General features: G+C 52.5%; 16 protein-coding genes and 1 tRNA gene. 8 read left to right on the top strand and 9 right to left on the bottom strand.

The features are described 5' to 3' along the window. The 4 genes from ACN06F_RS05740 to ACN06F_RS05725 all read right to left on the bottom strand — a co-directional run bounded on the left by ACN06F_RS05740 (position 1) and on the right by ACN06F_RS05725 (position 4164). Complete coding sequence (locus tag ACN06F_RS05740; RefSeq protein ID WP_198350181.1) at positions 1-843, bottom strand: ABC transporter permease subunit; 843 nt, start codon at positions 841-843, stop codon at positions 1-3. After that, positions 840-1748 carry an ABC transporter permease subunit gene (locus ACN06F_RS05735; protein ID WP_232482968.1) on the bottom strand — a complete coding sequence of 303 codons (909 nt, stop codon included), beginning with the start codon at positions 1746-1748 and terminating at the stop codon, positions 840-842. The genes ACN06F_RS05740 and ACN06F_RS05735 overlap by 4 nt, the downstream gene beginning before the upstream one ends. Positions 1749-1782: 34 nt before the next feature. After that, positions 1783-2967: an ABC transporter ATP-binding protein gene (locus tag ACN06F_RS05730; RefSeq protein ID WP_038482739.1), complete on the bottom strand. Its 1185-nt coding sequence runs from the start codon at positions 2965-2967 to the stop codon at positions 1783-1785. Positions 2968-3060: 93 nt separating this feature from the next. Then, positions 3061-4164, bottom strand: a complete 1104-nt coding sequence (locus tag ACN06F_RS05725; RefSeq protein ID WP_038482736.1) for a polyamine ABC transporter substrate-binding protein — start codon at positions 4162-4164, stop codon at positions 3061-3063. A gap of 342 nt (positions 4165-4506) precedes the next feature. On the opposite strand from ACN06F_RS05725, the gene ahpC reads away from it, so the two are divergent. Together ahpC and ahpF are read left to right on the top strand one after the other, a co-directional pair. Beyond that, on the top strand, positions 4507-5070 hold the full coding sequence (ahpC, locus tag ACN06F_RS05720) for an alkyl hydroperoxide reductase subunit C (protein ID WP_038482734.1): 564 nt from the start codon (positions 4507-4509) through the stop codon (positions 5068-5070). 213 nt (positions 5071-5283) lie between these two features. Further along, complete coding sequence (gene ahpF, locus ACN06F_RS05715) at positions 5284-6840, top strand: alkyl hydroperoxide reductase subunit F (RefSeq protein WP_095602302.1); 1557 nt, start codon at positions 5284-5286, stop codon at positions 6838-6840. A gap of 121 nt (positions 6841-6961) precedes the next feature. On the opposite strand, the gene ACN06F_RS05710 is transcribed toward ahpF, so the two are convergent. The 5 genes from ACN06F_RS05710 to hemA are packed head-to-tail and all read right to left on the bottom strand — an operon-like array spanning position 6962 to position 11511. Beyond that, a complete protein-coding gene (locus ACN06F_RS05710; RefSeq protein ID WP_038482728.1) occupies positions 6962-7717 on the bottom strand; it encodes a HesA/MoeB/ThiF family protein in 756 nt (251 codons plus the stop codon). Positions 7718-7721: 4 nt separating this feature from the next. Then, positions 7722-8222: an Lrp/AsnC ligand binding domain-containing protein gene (locus tag ACN06F_RS05705; protein ID WP_038482725.1), complete on the bottom strand. Its 501-nt coding sequence runs from the start codon at positions 8220-8222 to the stop codon at positions 7722-7724. A 33-nt stretch (positions 8223-8255) separates the two neighbouring features. Beyond that, positions 8256-9101, bottom strand: a complete 846-nt coding sequence (gene prmC, locus ACN06F_RS05700) for a peptide chain release factor N(5)-glutamine methyltransferase (RefSeq protein WP_433925105.1) — start codon at positions 9099-9101, stop codon at positions 8256-8258. 14 nt (positions 9102-9115) lie between these two features. Next, positions 9116-10204, bottom strand: a complete 1089-nt coding sequence (gene prfA / locus ACN06F_RS05695; RefSeq protein ID WP_083002389.1) for a peptide chain release factor 1 — start codon at positions 10202-10204, stop codon at positions 9116-9118. Further along, entirely contained in the window at positions 10201-11511 is a 1311-nt protein-coding gene (gene hemA / locus ACN06F_RS05690) for a glutamyl-tRNA reductase (protein ID WP_231658576.1), read from the bottom strand. Before hemA ends, prfA begins: the two co-directional genes overlap by 4 nt. A gap of 287 nt (positions 11512-11798) precedes the next feature. Between hemA and ACN06F_RS05685 the strand changes: the two genes are divergently transcribed. From ACN06F_RS05685 to ACN06F_RS05660, 6 genes are all read left to right on the top strand, one after another. Beyond that, the gene (locus ACN06F_RS05685; protein WP_433924826.1) at positions 11799-13592 is read left to right on the top strand and encodes a tetratricopeptide repeat protein; all 1794 of its coding nucleotides are present in this window, start codon (positions 11799-11801) and stop codon (positions 13590-13592) included. A gap of 86 nt (positions 13593-13678) precedes the next feature. Further along, on the top strand, positions 13679-14332 hold the full coding sequence (lolB, locus tag ACN06F_RS05680) for a lipoprotein insertase outer membrane protein LolB (RefSeq protein ID WP_038482713.1): 654 nt from the start codon (positions 13679-13681) through the stop codon (positions 14330-14332). A 17-nt stretch (positions 14333-14349) separates the two neighbouring features. Further along, a complete protein-coding gene (gene ispE, locus ACN06F_RS05675) occupies positions 14350-15210 on the top strand; it encodes a 4-(cytidine 5'-diphospho)-2-C-methyl-D-erythritol kinase (protein ID WP_433924825.1) in 861 nt (286 codons plus the stop codon). Between the two features lie 31 nt (positions 15211-15241). Next, a tRNA-Gln gene (locus ACN06F_RS05670) sits at positions 15242-15316 on the top strand. Between the two features lie 58 nt (positions 15317-15374). Beyond that, positions 15375-16316 (top strand): ribose-phosphate pyrophosphokinase, encoded by a 942-nt coding sequence (locus tag ACN06F_RS05665; protein ID WP_009722639.1) that lies wholly within the window; start codon positions 15375-15377, stop codon positions 16314-16316. Positions 16317-16412: 96 nt separating this feature from the next. Then, complete coding sequence (locus tag ACN06F_RS05660) at positions 16413-17054, top strand: 50S ribosomal protein L25/general stress protein Ctc (RefSeq protein ID WP_095602305.1); 642 nt, start codon at positions 16413-16415, stop codon at positions 17052-17054. The last annotated feature ends 10 nt before the right edge of the window (positions 17055-17064 follow it).

The following is a 17064-nucleotide window of genomic DNA, read 5'->3' as shown; positions in this document are numbered from 1 at the left end:
CTAAGCACTCTCGGCTTGTCGCAATAGTGCTTTTCGTTTTGCTTCACCCCGACGCATGAAGAACCACGCCAATAGCGTCGTGAGCGATACGGCCAGAATAATCAGCGTAGCCAGCGCATTGATCTTAGGCGACACCCCCATCCGCACTGACGAAAACACCACCATTGGCAGCGTGTTGGCACCAGGGCCAGAGACAAAGCTGGCAATAACCAAGTCATCTAGTGAAAGCGTGAATGCCAGCAACCACCCCGCTGCTAATGCAGGCGAAATAACAGGCAGCGTAATAAAGAAGAAGGTCTTCACCGGTGGCGAGCCTAAATCCATGGCAGCTTCTTCAATAGAGCGATCAATTTCACGTAAGCGGGCTGCCACGACCACCGCAACATACGCACTACAAAACGTTGTGTGAGCAATCCATATAGTCGCCATGCCACGATCAGCCGGCCAGCCAATCAGTTGAGCCATCTGCACAAATAGCAATAATAGCGACAGCCCCGTAATAACTTCCGGCATTACCAGCGGCGCGGTAACCATACTCGACAGTGCCGTCTTGCCGCGAAAATGGCCATAGCGCGTCATTACAAAAGCGGCCACTGTACCCAAGCATACCGCCATGCTGGCGGCAAAAAAGGCAATTTTCAGACTTGTCCAAACCGCAGACAGGATCTGTTGATCACGAAAAAGTTCGCCATACCATTGTGTGGAGAATCCTGCCCACACTGTCACCAGCCGTGAGGCATTGAAGGAGTAGACCACCAACACCACCATGGGCAAATAAAGAAACAACAGACCCAACACTAACATCACTGTGGTAAAGCCTGGGCGTCTACGCAGTCTCATCATGATTCAAGCTCCCGTGACTGGTAGCGATGGAACCACACAATGGGAATTAACAGCAGCAATAGCATTACCATGGCTAACGCCGAGGCCACAGGCCAGTCGCGGTTTAAGAAGAACTCTTCCCATAGCACTTTACCAATCATCAGCGTATCCGGGCCCCCGAGCAGCTCAGGGATCACAAACTCACCCACGGCGGGAATAAATACCAGCATAGAGCCCGCGATGATTCCGCCCATAGAGAGCGGCAGCGTGACTTTGATAAAGGTATTAAGCTTGCGCGAACCCAAATCAGACGCCGCTTCTAGCAGCGAGTTATCCAACCGCGTTAGATGGGCATAAAGTGGTAGTACCATAAACGGCAGATAGGCATAAACAATGCCGATAATGACAGCAAACTGGGTGTTCATCATGCGTAGTGGTGAGTCGATCAGCCCCATTCCCAACAATACGTTATTGATTAACCCGCTATTACTTAAAATACCCATCCATGCATAGACGCGAATCAAAAACGACGTCCACGACGGCAGCATTACCAACAGCAGCAAAATAAGTTGCCAGCGCCCCGGAGCACGGGCCATCGCATACGCCATCGGATAGCCAATCAACAGACATACTGCTGTCGCTACAAACGCGGTTTTTATCGAGCCCCAGTAGGCCGCCACATAGAGAGAATCTGACAACAAAAACAAATAGTTGCCTAGATTCAAAAAGATATTGAGCGTTTGATCAGCATACTCAACCAGCGGCCCATAGGGGGGAATAGCAATTGCTGCTTCCGAAAGGCTAATCTTTAGGACCAGCGCGAACGGCAACAAAAAGAATAGCGTAAGCCACAAAAGCGGAAGCGCGATAACTGCGCGACGACCTAACTGCAACCGCTTTACGAAGCCTGCAATGCGAGATGGCATCACGATAGACGATCTCCTGTCAGCCACTGAGGCATTAGCGGTTCAGCACGATAGCGCTATGGTCTTCCCAATAGACATAAACACTATCCTCCCAGGTTGGGCGATCACCACGCCGCTCAGTATTGGCCATACTCACTTTGATCATTTGCCCAGAGGCAGTACGCACGTAGTAAAGCGAGTAGCCCCCCAAGTAAGCGATATCATCAACCTTACCTGCTTCCCAGTTGTACTCTGCGGATGGCTGCTCACGGGTTAGCCAGATTTTTTCAGGGCGCAGCGCAGCCCACACGCGGCGATCTACCGCCTGGGTCGTAATGCCATGATCAATATAGATCGGCCGAGATAATGCGGGTGATGCAATGCGACAGTGGTCCGCAGCGTCTTCGACGATTTCACCTTCGAACAGATTCACCGTACCGACAAATTCCGCCACCATTCGGCTGGCCGGACTTTCATAAATATCGACCGGTGAACCCACCTGCTCTATCCAGCCATCGGCCATAATCGCAACGCGGTCGGCCATGGTCATGGCTTCTTCTTGATCATGAGTCACCATGATGCAGGTCACTCCTACCTGCTCAATGATCTCGACAACCTCAAGCTGCATTTCAGTGCGCAGTTTTTTATCCAACGCCCCCATCGGCTCATCCAGCAACAGCAGCTTGGGACGTTTGGCCAGTGAACGCGCAAGCGCTACCCTCTGGCGCTGTCCGCCGGAAAGCTGATGCGGTTTACGCTTAGCAAAACGTTCCATATGCACTAGTTTGAGCATTTGTGCGACACGCGCATCGACATCTGCCTTAGCTAGCTTGTCCTGCTTGAGCCCAAAAGCGATGTTTTGCGCTACCGTCATGTGGGGAAATAACGCGTAGGATTGAAACATCATATTGATTTGACGCTTATGTGGCGGCATAGAGGTGATATCTTCGCCGCCAAGCAGAATCCGCCCTTCGCTGGGCGTCTCAAACCCTGCCAACATACGCAACAACGTCGACTTGCCTGATCCTGACCCACCTAGCAAGGCGAAAATTTCGCCGCGCTTTACCTGTAAATTAACATCATCGACCGCAAGCGCATCGTCGAAGCGCTTACTTAAGCGCTTTACCTCAAGCACAATATCTTCTGCAAACCTTGGCGTTTTTCCCTGAGCGCGCTGAGCGGCGGGAGGGGTTACCGCAGGAGAGGATGACGGCTCGTTCGACAGGGGCGTAGTGACCATTCGCCACTCCCATCAAAAGGCCCGGAAACCGGGCGTTAAAAAAGTAACAGCGAGCCCAGCATTCGCTTGGCTCGCTGTTAGGCGATGACTAAATTAACGACCTGATTTGACGCGATTCCAGATACGCGTACGTGCGCGCAGAACGTCTTGAGGTTTTTCAGCCTGCAAATAGAGGTTTTCCATCACTTCGGCTTCAGGGTAAATAGCCGGGTCATTGATAATTTCATCAGAGAGATATTCATTAGCCGCCGCATTAGGGTTGGCATAACGCACGTACTCGGTAATTTCAGCGGCGATTTCCGGATCAAGAATAAAGTTAATGAAGGCGTGGGCATTTTCAGAATTCGGCGCATCAGCAGGTACTGCCATCATATCAAACCACAGCGCGGCCCCCTCTTTAGGAATGCTGTAGCCAATAGTGAAGTCACGACCGGCTTCTTCGGCACGATCAGCCGCCTGGAAAACATCACCGGAATAGCCTGCGGCCACACAAACATCACCATTCGCCAAGTCGGAAACATAACGAGAAGAGTGGAAATAAGTCATGTCATCGCGAACACTGGCAATGAGTTCACCAGCAGCTTCCAGGTCTTCGATATTTTCGCTACGCGGATCAAACCCTAGATATGCCATGGCGGGAGACAGCATTTCATCAGCAGAATCCAGCATCGACAGCCCACAACCGGCCTCGCTCAACGCGGCGGTAATTTCAGGATCAAAGAGCAGCGCCCAGCTATTCATTGGCGCGTCATCGCCTAAAATGTCTGTCACACGATCAACATTATAACCAATGCCGTTGGTACCCCACATATAGGGCACCGAGTATTCGCTACCCGAATCGATCTCTTCCAGGCTGGCCATCAATTCAGGATTGAGGTTATCTAAATTAGGCAATAGCTCATGATTGAGGGGCTGGAAAACACCGGCCTTTACCTGGCGGGTAAAATAATAAGTAGAAGGAACCACGACATCGTAGCCAGAACGGCCAGACAAAAGCGCAGCGTCTAATATTTCATTGCTGTCATAAACATCATAGGTCACTTCAATACCGGTGCGCTCGGTAAACTTTTCTAGCGTTTCAGGGGCGATATAGTCGGACCAGTTGTAAACTCGCACTTCATTCGCTTGGGCATTAGCAGCCGCTACGGCAAAAGATAGGGCCGTAACGGCCACTGAAAGTTTGTGAATATTGCCCATCTCACTACTCCTTATTAAAACCAATATCGCTAAGAATATTTCGTTAACTGCCGAGTCATTCAAACGTCAAGCTTACGCTAAAACATTAAAAACAGCTGTGGCTACTATGCCAGATAAGCGAATTTTGCGGTGCAGCGACATCTATCGCAAGCCCATGGGGAAAATTCTTGTATTCTGCTTCATGCGACCCCACTTGTAGGGTAGCCAACTCAGAAAAACACACATTGATAGCCTAAAGCTATTGCTTAAATTCATTTTTACAATTTTAGCTATTGGTCGTAGTTGGTTACCATGAGCAATAACTTTTTTCACTGCCACTCACTTATTCTGGAGACGTTCTGAATGTCCTTGATCAATACTGAAGTAAAACCGTTTAAAGCGACTGCCTACCTGAACGGCGAATTTATCGACGTCACTGAAGCAGACTTGCAAGGTAAGTGGTCTATTTTCTTCTTTTACCCTGCTGATTTCACCTTTGTCTGCCCGACTGAGCTGGGTGACTTGGCTGACAACTACGCTGAATTTAAAAAGCTAGGTGTTGAAATCTACAGCGTGTCTACTGACACCCACTTTACTCACAAAGCTTGGCACGACAGCTCTGAAACCATCGGCAAGCTGCAGTACCCGATGATTGCTGATCCGACCCTACAGATCTCTCGCAACTTCGAGGTATTGATTGAAGAAGCAGGTCTTGCAGAGCGTGGCACCTTCGTTGTTGACCCCGACGGCAAAATTCAGATCGTCGAAATCAACGCTGGCAACATCGGCCGTAACGCTGAAGAGCTACTGCGCAAAGTGAAGGCTGCCCAGTACGTTCGCGAGAACCCAAATGAAGTATGCCCGGCTAAATGGAAAGAAGGCGAAGAGACACTTGCCCCGTCTCTGGACCTCGTAGGCAAAATCTAAACGGCCTACCGCTGCCGTTCAGGGTTGCCCCTTAAGGCAGCACGACACCCGGGCATACCCCGGGTGTCCTGTTTTTAAGTACCCGTTTTTGAGTACCCGTGTTAACGCAACCATCGTTTTCCCTATCGCTCTTACTCATGCTGCGGTCTTTCAACAGCAGCGAGCGTTTTAGGTTGAGAACTCATTACTGCTGACTGCGAGGAAGCCACTGTCATGCTGGACGCCAATTTAAAAAATCAGTTGAAAGCTTATTTAGAAAAAGTGACTCAACCGTTCGAGATCGTTGCGTCCCTCGATGACGGTGCCAAGTCACGTGAATTGCTAGGTTTGCTCGAAGACATCAGCGGCCTATGCGACAAGATTACACTACAAACTGACGGTCAAGATAATCGCACGCCGTCATTTGCCATTAACCGCCCCGGCGAAGAAACCGGCGTGGTATTTGCTGGCATCCCGATGGGGCACGAGTTCACCTCGCTGGTGCTGGCACTGCTACAAGTGGGTGGACACCCTCCAAAAACGTCCGAAGAACTGCTAAATCAAATCAAGGCGCTTGACGGCGAAATGCTGTTCGAGACTTATTACTCGCTCTCCTGCCAAAACTGCCCAGACGTTGTTCAAGCGCTCAATTTGATGGCGATTTTCAATCCGAATATTCGCCACGTAGCCATTGATGGCGCACTGTTCCAAGATGAAGTCGAAGCTCGGGAAATCATGTCGGTTCCCAGCATCTATTTAAACGGTAAACCGTTTGACCAGGGACGTATGACCTTAGAGCAGATTCTAGCCAAGGTTGATACAGGTGCTGCCGAACGAGAAGCGAAAAAACTTAGCGAAAAAGCCGCCTTTGATACGCTGGTAATTGGTGGTGGCCCTGCAGGTGCCTCAGCAGCAATCTACTCTGCCCGTAAAGGGATCAACACAGGCGTTGCTGCTGAGCGTTTCGGTGGACAGGTGGCAGACACCATGGGCATTGAAAACTTCATCTCCGTCAGCCATACCGAAGGCCCTAAACTGGTTAGCGCTCTGGAAGAGCATGTTAAAGAGTATGACGTTGACGTTATGAACCTTCAGCGCGCCACGTCGTTTAAAGCAGCTGAAAACGAAGGTGATTTGCACGAAATAACCTTCGAGTCGGGCGCTAAGCTGAAGAGTAAAACCCTCGTCCTGGCAACCGGTGCGCGTTGGCGCGAGATGAATGTGCCTGGTGAACAACAGTACCGCAACAAAGGCGTTGCTTACTGCCCCCACTGCGATGGCCCGCTATTTAAAGGCAAGCGCGTAGCAGTGATTGGCGGCGGCAACTCTGGCGTTGAGGCCGCTATCGATCTGGCCGGTATTGTAGGCCACGTCACCCTAGTCGAGTTTATGGGTGAGATGCGTGCAGACGCCGTACTACAGAAAAAGCTTAAGAGCCTGCCTAACGTCGACATTATTTTAAACGCTGAAACCACGGAAGTGACAGGCGACGGAAGCCGGGTTAACGGCTTAGCCTATAAAGATCGCAATACCGATGAGCTGAAAACCATCGCACTAGAAGGCATCTTTGTTCAAATTGGCTTAGTGCCTAATACCGAATGGCTGAAAGGCTCACCGATTGAAATGACGCCACGCGGTGAAATCATTGTCGATGCCCATGGCATGACGTCGGTTCCAGGCGTATTTGCCGCAGGCGACGTGACTACCGTGCCATACAAGCAAATTATTATCGCCATGGGTGAAGGTGCAAAAGCATCACTGGGTGCGTTTGACTATTTGATTCGCCACTAATCTGATCGACATTAGCTAGCCTGAGGGGTGGACCCCCTGCCGCCCTTTAGGCTGTTTCCTTTGACGTAAAAGACCGTGACGTCACGCCCGCTGCCCTGCGGGCGTTTTTTTGCTCGTAGGGTTAATCAGTGTGCCCACACACTGAGCAAGCAGGATCACGCGGCACCTGAAAATGACGCCACTGCCCGCTCAAACCCTCAAAAGTGGCGAGTCCTTGATGCGGTTTTCCTGCACCGCTCAACAGCTTAAAAGCTTCTATCGCTTGAAAACAGCCAATCAACCCAACCAGTGGCGCCATGACACCGCTTTCTGCACAACTCAAGGCTTCATCTTCACTATCACCAGGAGGATACAGGCACGCATAACAGGGGCATGCCGGGTTGCGAGGATCAAAGACGGCTAACTGCCCAGAAAAACGAATTGCCGCTCCTGAGACAAGTGGCACACCTGCCTGCTGAGCAGCAGCGTTAATCGCATAACGGCTTGAAAAACGATCGGTGCAATCTAGCACCACATCTGCCGACGCTACCAGTGCCTCAAGCGCCTTGCCATCTGCATGTTGCTCCAAGGCGATTACATGGCACTCAGGGTTAAGTGCCTGCATGCTCGCTTTTGCTGAACGTGCCTTGTTGGTGCCGATATTCGCCTGCTGGTGAGCAATCTGGCGCTGCAGGTTTGACAACTCTACCGTGTCAGCGTCGGCAATAGTGATTTTGCCCACGCCAGCGGCCGCTAAGTAAAGCGCCACGGGAGACCCAAGCCCACCTGCACCGACAATCAGAGCATGAGCATTTCTCAAGCGCTCCTGCCCCTCAATATCAACCTCGGGTAGCATAATTTGGCGGCTATAGCGCAGCAGCGCCTGATCATCCATCATGGGATTACTTATCCTCAAATTCCTCGAAATCGGGTATGTGTAAGTTGAAGCTCTCTTTCACTTCTTCCATTACCACATAGCTTTTGGACTCTTTTACCCCAGGCAGTGTCAGTACGACATCGCCTAGCAGTTGCCGGTAAGCGGACATCTCAGGAATTCGGCATTTTAAAATATAATCAAACTGGCCAGACACCAAGTGACACTCCTGGATTTGCGGTAGTTTCTCGACCGCCCGACGAAACTCATCAAACACAGCAGGGGATTGAGTTTCCAGGCTAATCTCCACAAAGACCAACAAATTCGCTTTCAGTGCCTGCGGATCAAGAATAGCTTGATAGCCGCGAATGATACCCGCACGCTCAAGGCGCTTAACACGCTCTAAACACGGGGTTGTGGATAAGCCGACTTCAGCGGCAAGGTCGACATAGGAAATTCGCGCATTTTCCTGCAGACAGCGCAGAATTTTAAGATCGATCCGGTCCAGCGTTCTATTTTTTGGTTTCATGGCAGGATCCAATACTGATGAATCAGGCAGTTATTAAAGGTGCCCCAGGGTAACCCGTTCATGACCTCCAACGTCTTGCACACTTTCAACGTTTTGGAAGCCAGCACGCACTAACGCAGTGCGTACGTTGGTCGCTTGCGTATAACCATGCTCTAGGGCAAGCCAGCCGCCATCGGAAAGGTAGCCACAAGCAGTGCTAATCAAATGCAGCAAATCCGCCATCCCGTCAGCATCGGCCACTAGTGCCGATAATGGCTCAAAACGCACATCACCCAGCCGCAAATGTGGGTCGTCGGCAGCTATATAGGGCGGGTTACTAACAATAATATCGAATGCAACCGCTTGAGGGGGCTGAGCGAACGCGCTAAACCAATCGCTAATTACGAACCGAGCATTATCGATCTTCAGCGCTTGTGCATTGCGCGTTGCGAGCGCCACTGCTTCTGGGCGAATATCCGCCCCTATTACTTGCCAGTTAGGTTTCTCGCTGGCAAACGCAAGTGCAATAGCGCCAGTGCCAGTGCCAAGATCCAGCAACCTCCCCGCCCTCGCCTTGGCACGCATTAGGACAGCCTCAACCAGGGTTTCGGTATCAGGGCGTGGAATCAGCGTTTCTGGCGATGTTGCCAGCCGCAGCCCCCAAAATTCTCGTTCACCGGTCAGATAGGCAATTGGCATTCCCTGGGCACGTGCCGCCACCAACGCATCAAATCGTGCTTGCTCCCAAAGGGGGCACTCACAATCTCCCCAGGTATACAGCCAAGTACGGTCATGCCCTGTTGCGTGGCTGAGCAGTACCTCGGCATCAATTCTAGGGGAAGGCGAACCTACCGTTTGCAGACGAGTCGCCGCTCGTCGTAAAAGCGCATCGAAAGTCACAACATCAAAGCTCATTAGGCGTCCTGAAGGGCCGAAAGCTGCTCTGCTTGATATTCGTGAATGAGCGGTTCAATGACATCATCAAGCTGCTCACCCGTAATGACTTCCGTTAGTTTATAGAGTGTCAGGTTAATACGGTGGTCGGTAATCCGACCCTGGGGAAAATTGTAAGTCCGGATTCGTTCACTACGATCCCCTGAACCGACCAATGAACGGCGAGCGTCTGCTTGCTCTTGGCGCTGCGAGTCAACCGCATTGCGTTTGAGCTTGGCTGCCAGCAACGACATCGCCTTTGCACGGTTTTTATGCTGACTGCGCTCTTCCTGGCACTCCACCACGACGCCTGTAGGCAAGTGAGTAATACGAATAGCGGAGTCTGTGGTGTTGACGTGCTGACCGCCCGCGCCACTGGAGCGATAGGTATCAACGCGTAAATCAGAGGGATTAATATCGATATCGCCCACGTCGTCCACTTCAGGCATGACCGCCACCGTGCAGGCGGACGTATGTATCCGGCCTTGCGATTCCGTCGCGGGCACGCGCTGTACGCGGTGCGCGCCAGATTCAAATTTCAAGCGCGCATAGACACCATCGCCTTTCACACGAGAAATAACTTCTTTGTAACCGCCCTGCTCGCCGTGACTTGCACTGACAACTTCAACGCGCCAGCCACGCTTTTCCGCATAACGTGAGTACATGCGAAACAGATCACCCGCAAAAATAGCGGCTTCATCGCCGCCCGTACCAGCACGCACTTCCAAGAAAACACCGCGACCATCATCGGGATCTTTAGGCACTAGCAGGCGTTTCAGCTCACTATCCAGGGCTTCAAGTTTCTCACGCCCCTCACTGATTTCCATTTCCGCCAGCTCGCGCATATCGGGGTCGCTGTCGCGACTTAACTGCACGGCTTCTTCGATGCTTTTTTCTACCTCGCCGTAGCGCTGCCAGGCGGCGACCAGCTCTTCTAATTCCGCGTACTCACGGGAGTAGTCGCGAAAACGCTGCTGATTATTAATCACTTCAGGGTCAGACAGCAGCATTGCCAGCTCTTCAAAACGGTCGGAAAAGCTATCTAGACGTTGGCGCAAAGTCTCTTTCATGCGGGTGTATCATCCTTCTGGCATTTTACCGCGGCCACTGGTTGCTCAAAGGCAGGCTTAGCAGGCAGTAGTATATTGGGCGCGGCATTCAGCAACTCGTTATTTTCTTGGGATGCAGCGTCGCGCAAGGCAAGCGTGGGCTGGTGCATTAACCGATTCGCCAATTGGTGAGCTAGACGTTCAATCACCTTGGCAGGATCTTCACCCTTGGCTAATCGCTCAAGAGCTTGCTCACGAGAATGATCTCGAATGGCCTCTCCGTGACGTCGATAGTCGCGAATAATTTCGCCGCCATTGCGGATTCGACGCTCATGCTGCCAACTACCCACCCCGTGCTCGATGAGTGATTCAGCCTGATCAGCGGCAACTTGACGGTGACGACGATTCTCTTCAATGACCTCTTGCAAATCATCAACGGTATAAAGGAAGACATCTGCAAGCTCACCTACTTCTGGCTCGATATCACGGGGCACAGCGATATCCACCATAAACACCGGTCGATGGCGGCGCTTTTTCAGCGCACGCTCTACCATCCCCTTCCCTAGGATCGGCAGCGGAGAAGCCGTGGAGGATATAACGATATCAGCCTGCTCTAATGCCTCCGGTATTTCTGGCAGTGTAATAGCAGAACCACCCAGAGGAGCAGACACTTGCTCAGCGCGTTCCCGGGTACGATTGGCTACCGTAAGATGCCGCACACCGGCTTCATGAAGATGGCGCGCTACCAGTTCAATGGTTTCTCCCGCCCCGATCAAAAGCGCTCTGGCACGGCTAAAATCATCAAAAATACGGCTAGCCATACTGACAGCAGCATACGCGACCGACACTGGATTTTTGCCAATGCCCGTTTCCGTGCGCACTTGTTTGGCTACCGCGAAGGTGTGTTGGAATAACCGCTCCAATTCACCCCCCAACCCATTGGCTTGGCGGGCCTGCTGATAAGCATCTTTTAACTGACCGAGTATTTGTGGTTCGCCCAGCACCATAGAGTCCAGGCCAACGGCGACACGCATCAGATGACGCGCAGCATCGTTGTCAAGATAATGATAAGCACAGCGGGAAAGCTCTTCGACGCGCAAATTATGAAAGCGCCCAAGCCAATCCAGCACGGCATGCTCACCGGCGGCATCCGTCACGCAATAAAGCTCGGTACGGTTACACGTCGAAAGCACAGCCGCTTCGCTGATTTGTGGCAGGTTACGCAGTTCCGTCAACGCGCTTTCCAGCTGCGTTGGCGTAAATGCAACCTGCTCACGTACGGCCACGCTGGCGGTACGATGATTTATTCCCAGGGCAAGAAGCGTCATGCGTTATGCGTCTTCGCTAGTGGATCGGTCGTCACGTCACTTGTCGATCTGAATGTCTGGAGCTTGCTATAGCAAGTCTAAAGAGTGGGTAGGTAGATACGATGAACTATGAGTAGATACTATGAACTATAAGTAGATACTATGAGTAGACACCATGGATTGCACCACCTCACCCCGTTTTCAAGGTGTAATATTCTATCACAGCACAGCATGTTCTGGCGCACACCACTTTGCCGCAGGCAACCAAGCCGCTATGCTGAGCACTCGGCCACCTGATCGAGAGACGCATGCCCCTTCGCGCGACACTACTGGGTCACCCCCTATCGTTACTGGGTTTACCCTTACTGCCCTTGGCCGCAACGCTACTACTGGGCGGCTGCCAGCTTTCCCCGTCTTCCTTTGATAACGGGGTTCAAAATGATGCTTACGATCCCATGCAATCAGCACCGCCGATTACTCGCGGGCTGGATGCTGAGGGTCTTCGCTCGCTGCTGACAGCAGAACTTGCTGGCCAACGGGGCGATTATCGCTACGCCAGCCAAGGCTATCTGGAAGCGTCCCGGCGCTATCGCAACCCTGCGTTAGCCGAGCGCGCCACCTTTGCAGCGCGCTTTGGCAATGATGTCGCATTAATGGAAGCCTCCGCGATACGTTGGCGTGAATTAGCCCCTCAAGCAGAGCTGCCGAACAGATTGCTGGCAACCCTCTCATTGCAACGCGGAGACTGGCTGGACAGCTTAGAGCAGCGTCTGGCGATCACTGAAGCAGGGGGCAATGGCGAAATAGCCGCTTTTTCTGAGGCAGCTGTGGCCGAAGAGGCGCCACTGAACCTATTAATCCAGCCATTGCGCGATTATCTTGCCCAGCCTGGCGCTCAGCAAAATGAATTCCACAGCGATGTTTTACTTGGCGCCGCACTGATCGAGTCAGCACTAGGGCAAACACGTCAAGCGCAACAGCATCTGGATCAAGTAACGCAGCTGTCACCTGAATCTGCCGCTTTGTGGCTTGCTAAGGCGCGCCTAGCATTAGAGACTGGAGATCATCGTGGTGCTCAGAACGCCGCTCAAAGGGGGCTAGATTTAGCGCCCGATGATGTCCGTTTTATATTAATGTTAGCCCAAGCTGAAATTCGCCTGAACAACATTACCGCTGCGGAAGCACACACCACTACGTTGTTAGAAACGCATGGTGGTAACGAAGAATTACGTATTGCTCTCGCCCAACTCTATTTGGAAGAAGGCCATAGCGAGCCAGCGTATCGATTACTGCAACCTCTGATTGGTCAGGAACGCGTACCTAACACTGCCTACTTCTTATTGGGGGCCATTGCCCAATCCCAAGGAGAAGTCGATAACGCGCTGCTTTATTATCGGCAAGTACAAGACGGCAACGAGTTTCTTCCGGCCCGAGCCGCCGCTGCACGTATGCTGATTGAAAATGATCGCCTGCTAGATGCTCGCGCTATGCTGCGTGTTGAGCGAATGCGCCATGACGACTACTTCGGCGAGCTGGTAATGCTAGAAATACAGCTACTGGATGAATTTAATCTGCAAGAAGATGCCATGGCACTACTTGATAGAGAGCTGGCTCGTACGCCAGATGACACCAGCCTGCTTTATTTAAGGGCAATGCGCGCGTGGGAAACGGGCGATATTGAAGCGATGGAGCGCGATCTGCGCCAAATACTGCATACCGAACCTGATAATGCAGATGCATTAAACGCATTAGGCTACACGCTTGCCGACCTGAACCTCCAGGGTCGTCTTGAAGAAGCACGTGATTTGATTGAGCGTGCCTATGAAGCAGATCCCAACAACCCTGCAATACTCGACAGCATGGGCTGGGTCTATTTCCGGCTCGGCCAGCCTGACAATGCACTTGCGTGGTTAGAGAGCGCCTACGCACAAGTGCCTGATCAAGAAATTGCCGCTCATTTAGCCGAAGTTCTTCATGCCCTAGGGCGCAGTGAAGAAGCACGCCAGCTTATTGAGCGCATTCTTCAACGGGCAAGCTATCACCCGCAAATTGATGACTTACTTGAGCGCCATCCTGAACTAACACCGTTAAGCACGCCCTAATACGGCATGCCCTTATAAAAGCATGCCCTTATGAAAGCATGCCCTTATGAAAGATAGTTTACGCAGTACTGACATGGAGCCAGTTTATGTTGACCAATTCCCTGCCCGCGAGCCGTTTATCAATCTGCAGGCGCTCAACTCGCTTGTTACTGGCCGGTATTGCCCTGTTAACGCTGGCCGGATGCGCCACCCAAGCGCCTGTAGACGATGGCGGACGTCAGGCTGGACAATGGGAGCGCCAGCAAGCCGACGTTGAAGCCTTCGATACCTGGACACTCGTGGGCAAAGCAGGGCTGCGCACCCCCCAGGAAAATACCAGCGCCAACCTAGACTGGAATCAACACCCCCACTACTTCCGCATGCTAATCAGTGGCCCCTTTGGCGGCGGACGCAGTGTGCTAGAAGGTCGCGAAGGGCGCTTTTCGCTAACCACTAGCGATGGTCGCTTTGAAGCCGAAACACCGGAAGCATTAATGGAAGAGCAACTTGGCTGGTCATTGCCGGTTCGCGCCATGCCTAACTGGGTACGAGGCCTACCGGGCGAGCACGCCAGCTACCAGTTGGAATCAGACGAACTCGGCTTCCCTAACCACTTACAGCAAGATGGTTGGGAGATCGACTACCGCGATTGGGAGCAAGTAGAGGGCATGTGGCTGCCTCGCCGACTAGTGATGAACTACGGCGACCTGCGCATCACCCTGGTCGTCAATCAGTGGCAATCCACTAACTCGGACTCCTAGATCAGTAGAGAGATCACATGCCTGCAACACCCTCGGCGTTGACACTGCCTGCTCCCGCTAAGCTAAACCGCATGTTGCATATCGTAGGCCGTCGTCAAGACAGCTATCACGAGCTGCAAACGCTTTTTCAGTTTATCGATTTGTGTGATTACCTTACCTTCACGCCACGCACTGACAGCGCCATTACGCTTTCCAACACCCTTAGTGGCGTTGCCCATAACGACAATTTAATTGTACGTGCAGCACAATTGTTGCAACAGGCAAGCGGCATTCAGCAAGGCGTCTCAGTCACCATCGAAAAAAATCTGCCGATGGGAGGCGGTCTTGGCGGTGGAAGCTCTAATGCAGCGACCACCCTGGTCGGGTTGAATCACCTATGGCAACTAGGACTAAGTAGAGAAGCGCTTGCAAAACTAGGGTTGGCACTAGGTGCCGATGTCCCGGTATTCGTTCACGGTCACAGCGCTTGGGCGGAAGGCGTTGGCGAAAAGCTTACGTCTGTCACGCTAGATACGCCCTGGTTCGTGGTCATCCATCCAGGTGTTAGCGTCTCAACACCAGCAATCTTCCAAGACCCGGAATTGACACGCGACAGCCTCCCCATTACTATGGCGCGCGCACTGCAGGGGGGAGCGCCGGAGTGGCGTAACGACTGCGAAGCTATCGTCAAAAAACGCTATCCGCCAATTGCGGAAGCATTAGACTGGCTCACGCAGCATGCACCTAGTCGGTTGACCGGTACCGGCGCCTGCTTGTTTGCGGCTTTCGATTCACAGCAAGCCGCGCAAGCCGTCGCACATATGGCAGGTCAATATTGGCATTCATGGGTAGCGCGCGGACTCAACACCTCTCCCCTACAAGATGCTCTGGGCCGCTGAAAGCGCCCGGTCATCGCATTAGGTTTATTGCTGGGGTATCGCCAAGTGGTAAGGCACCGGTTTTTGGTATCGGCATTCCCAGGTTCGAATCCTGGTACCCCAGCCAACCTAATTATGATCTGCGTTTTCTCCCCTGATCCCCAACACTGCAAAGGTGGCTGCGCGTGTCAAAATTGATGGTTTTCACCGGGAATGCCAATCCCGAACTCGCTCAAAAGATTGCCGAGAGCTTAGACAGCCGTATGGGTAATGCTACGGTCGGTCAATTTAGCGACGGCGAAATCGCGGTCGAGATCAATGAGAACGTGCGTGGTAAGGATGTGTTCATCCTGCAATCCACCTGTGCCCCCACGAACGATAACCTGATGGAACTGATTTTGATGGTGGACGCCCTGCGTCGCGCCTCAGCTGCCCGTATTACGGCAGTCGTTCCCTATTTTGGCTATGCACGCCAGGATCGTCGCGTCCGTTCAGCTCGCGTTCCCATCTCAGCAAAAGTTGTTGCTGATATGATGGTAAAAGCTGGCGTTGATCGCGTTATGACGATGGATCTGCACGCTGACCAAATTCAAGGTTTCTTCGACGTACCGGTTGACAACGTTTACGGCTCGCCCATTTTGCTGGACGACATCGAGCGCCAGAACTATGACGACCTTGTTGTGGTTTCTCCCGATGTCGGTGGCGTTGTGCGCGCTCGCGCTATCGCCAAACAGCTTAACGCTGATCTTGCCATTATTGATAAGCGTCGCCCCCAGGCCAATCAGGCCCAGGTAATGCACATCATCGGTGAAATCGAAGGCCGCACCTGTGTGGTTGTCGATGACATGATTGATACCGCTGGCACGCTCTGCAAAGCTGGCGAAGCGCTAAAAGATCACGGCGCAGCACGCGTTGTCGCTTATGCAACACACCCGATATTGTCTGGCCCTGCCGTCGACAATATTACCAACTCGGTGCTGGACGAGGTTGTCGTGACCGACACCATTCCGCTTTCCGACACTGCCCGTCGCAGCGGAAAAATTCGCCAGCTGAGCGTTGCCGGACTCATCGCGGAAGCCATCCGTCGAGTCAGCAACGAAGAATCCGTTAGCGCGATGTTCCACTAATCGCCTGACGTAGTAGCCCCCTATTGGGGCCCTGGAAGCGTCGTCGTCTGGTCGCGGTCGGCGGCGTTTCCTTACTTAAACCAAGAGGCAAATTAAATGTCTGATTTTATCCTGAAAGCCAGCGTTCGTAACGACCTGGGGAAAGGTGCGAGCCGCCGCCTGCGTCGTGCGAACCAACAAGTACCGGCCGTTGTTTATGGCGGTGAAAAAGGCGCTCAGTCTATCTCTGTAGAAAAAACTGCTTTCTACAAAGCGATTGAAGACGAGTCCTTCTTCTCTTCGGTGATCAAACTGGTCATCGACGGTACTGAAGAGCAAGTGGTTGTTCGTGACCTACAGCGTCACCCATTCAAGCCGCTGTTAACCCACGCTGACTTCCTGCGTGTTGACGCTACTCACGAAATCACCATGAACGTGCCGCTGCACGTCGTTGGCGAAGAGAAGTGTGTCGGCATCAAAGATCAAGGCGGCGAACTGCACGTCCTGGCCAATGAAGTAGCCATTAGCTGCTTGCCGAAAGATCTTCCGGACTTCCTGGAAGTTGACATCAGCAACGTCGAGCTGGGCACCACCCTTCACCTGTCTGACCTGACCTTGCCTGCAGGCGTTACGTCTGTTGACCTATCTCACGGTGAAGAGCATGACAACGCCGTTCTAAGCATCACCAAAGTAAAAGTACGTGGCGGTGATGATGAAGAGAGCGAAGGTGAAGGCGAAGAAGAGTCCAGCGCTGAGTAAAGCGCTAGCT

Source organism: Vreelandella sp. 21 (assembly GCF_050995515.1).
GTDB classification, from domain to species: Bacteria; Pseudomonadota; Gammaproteobacteria; order Pseudomonadales; family Halomonadaceae; genus Vreelandella; species Vreelandella alkaliphila.
The sequence above is the reverse complement of the archived record's forward strand: the minus strand, read 5'-3'. Positions and strand labels throughout refer to the sequence as shown.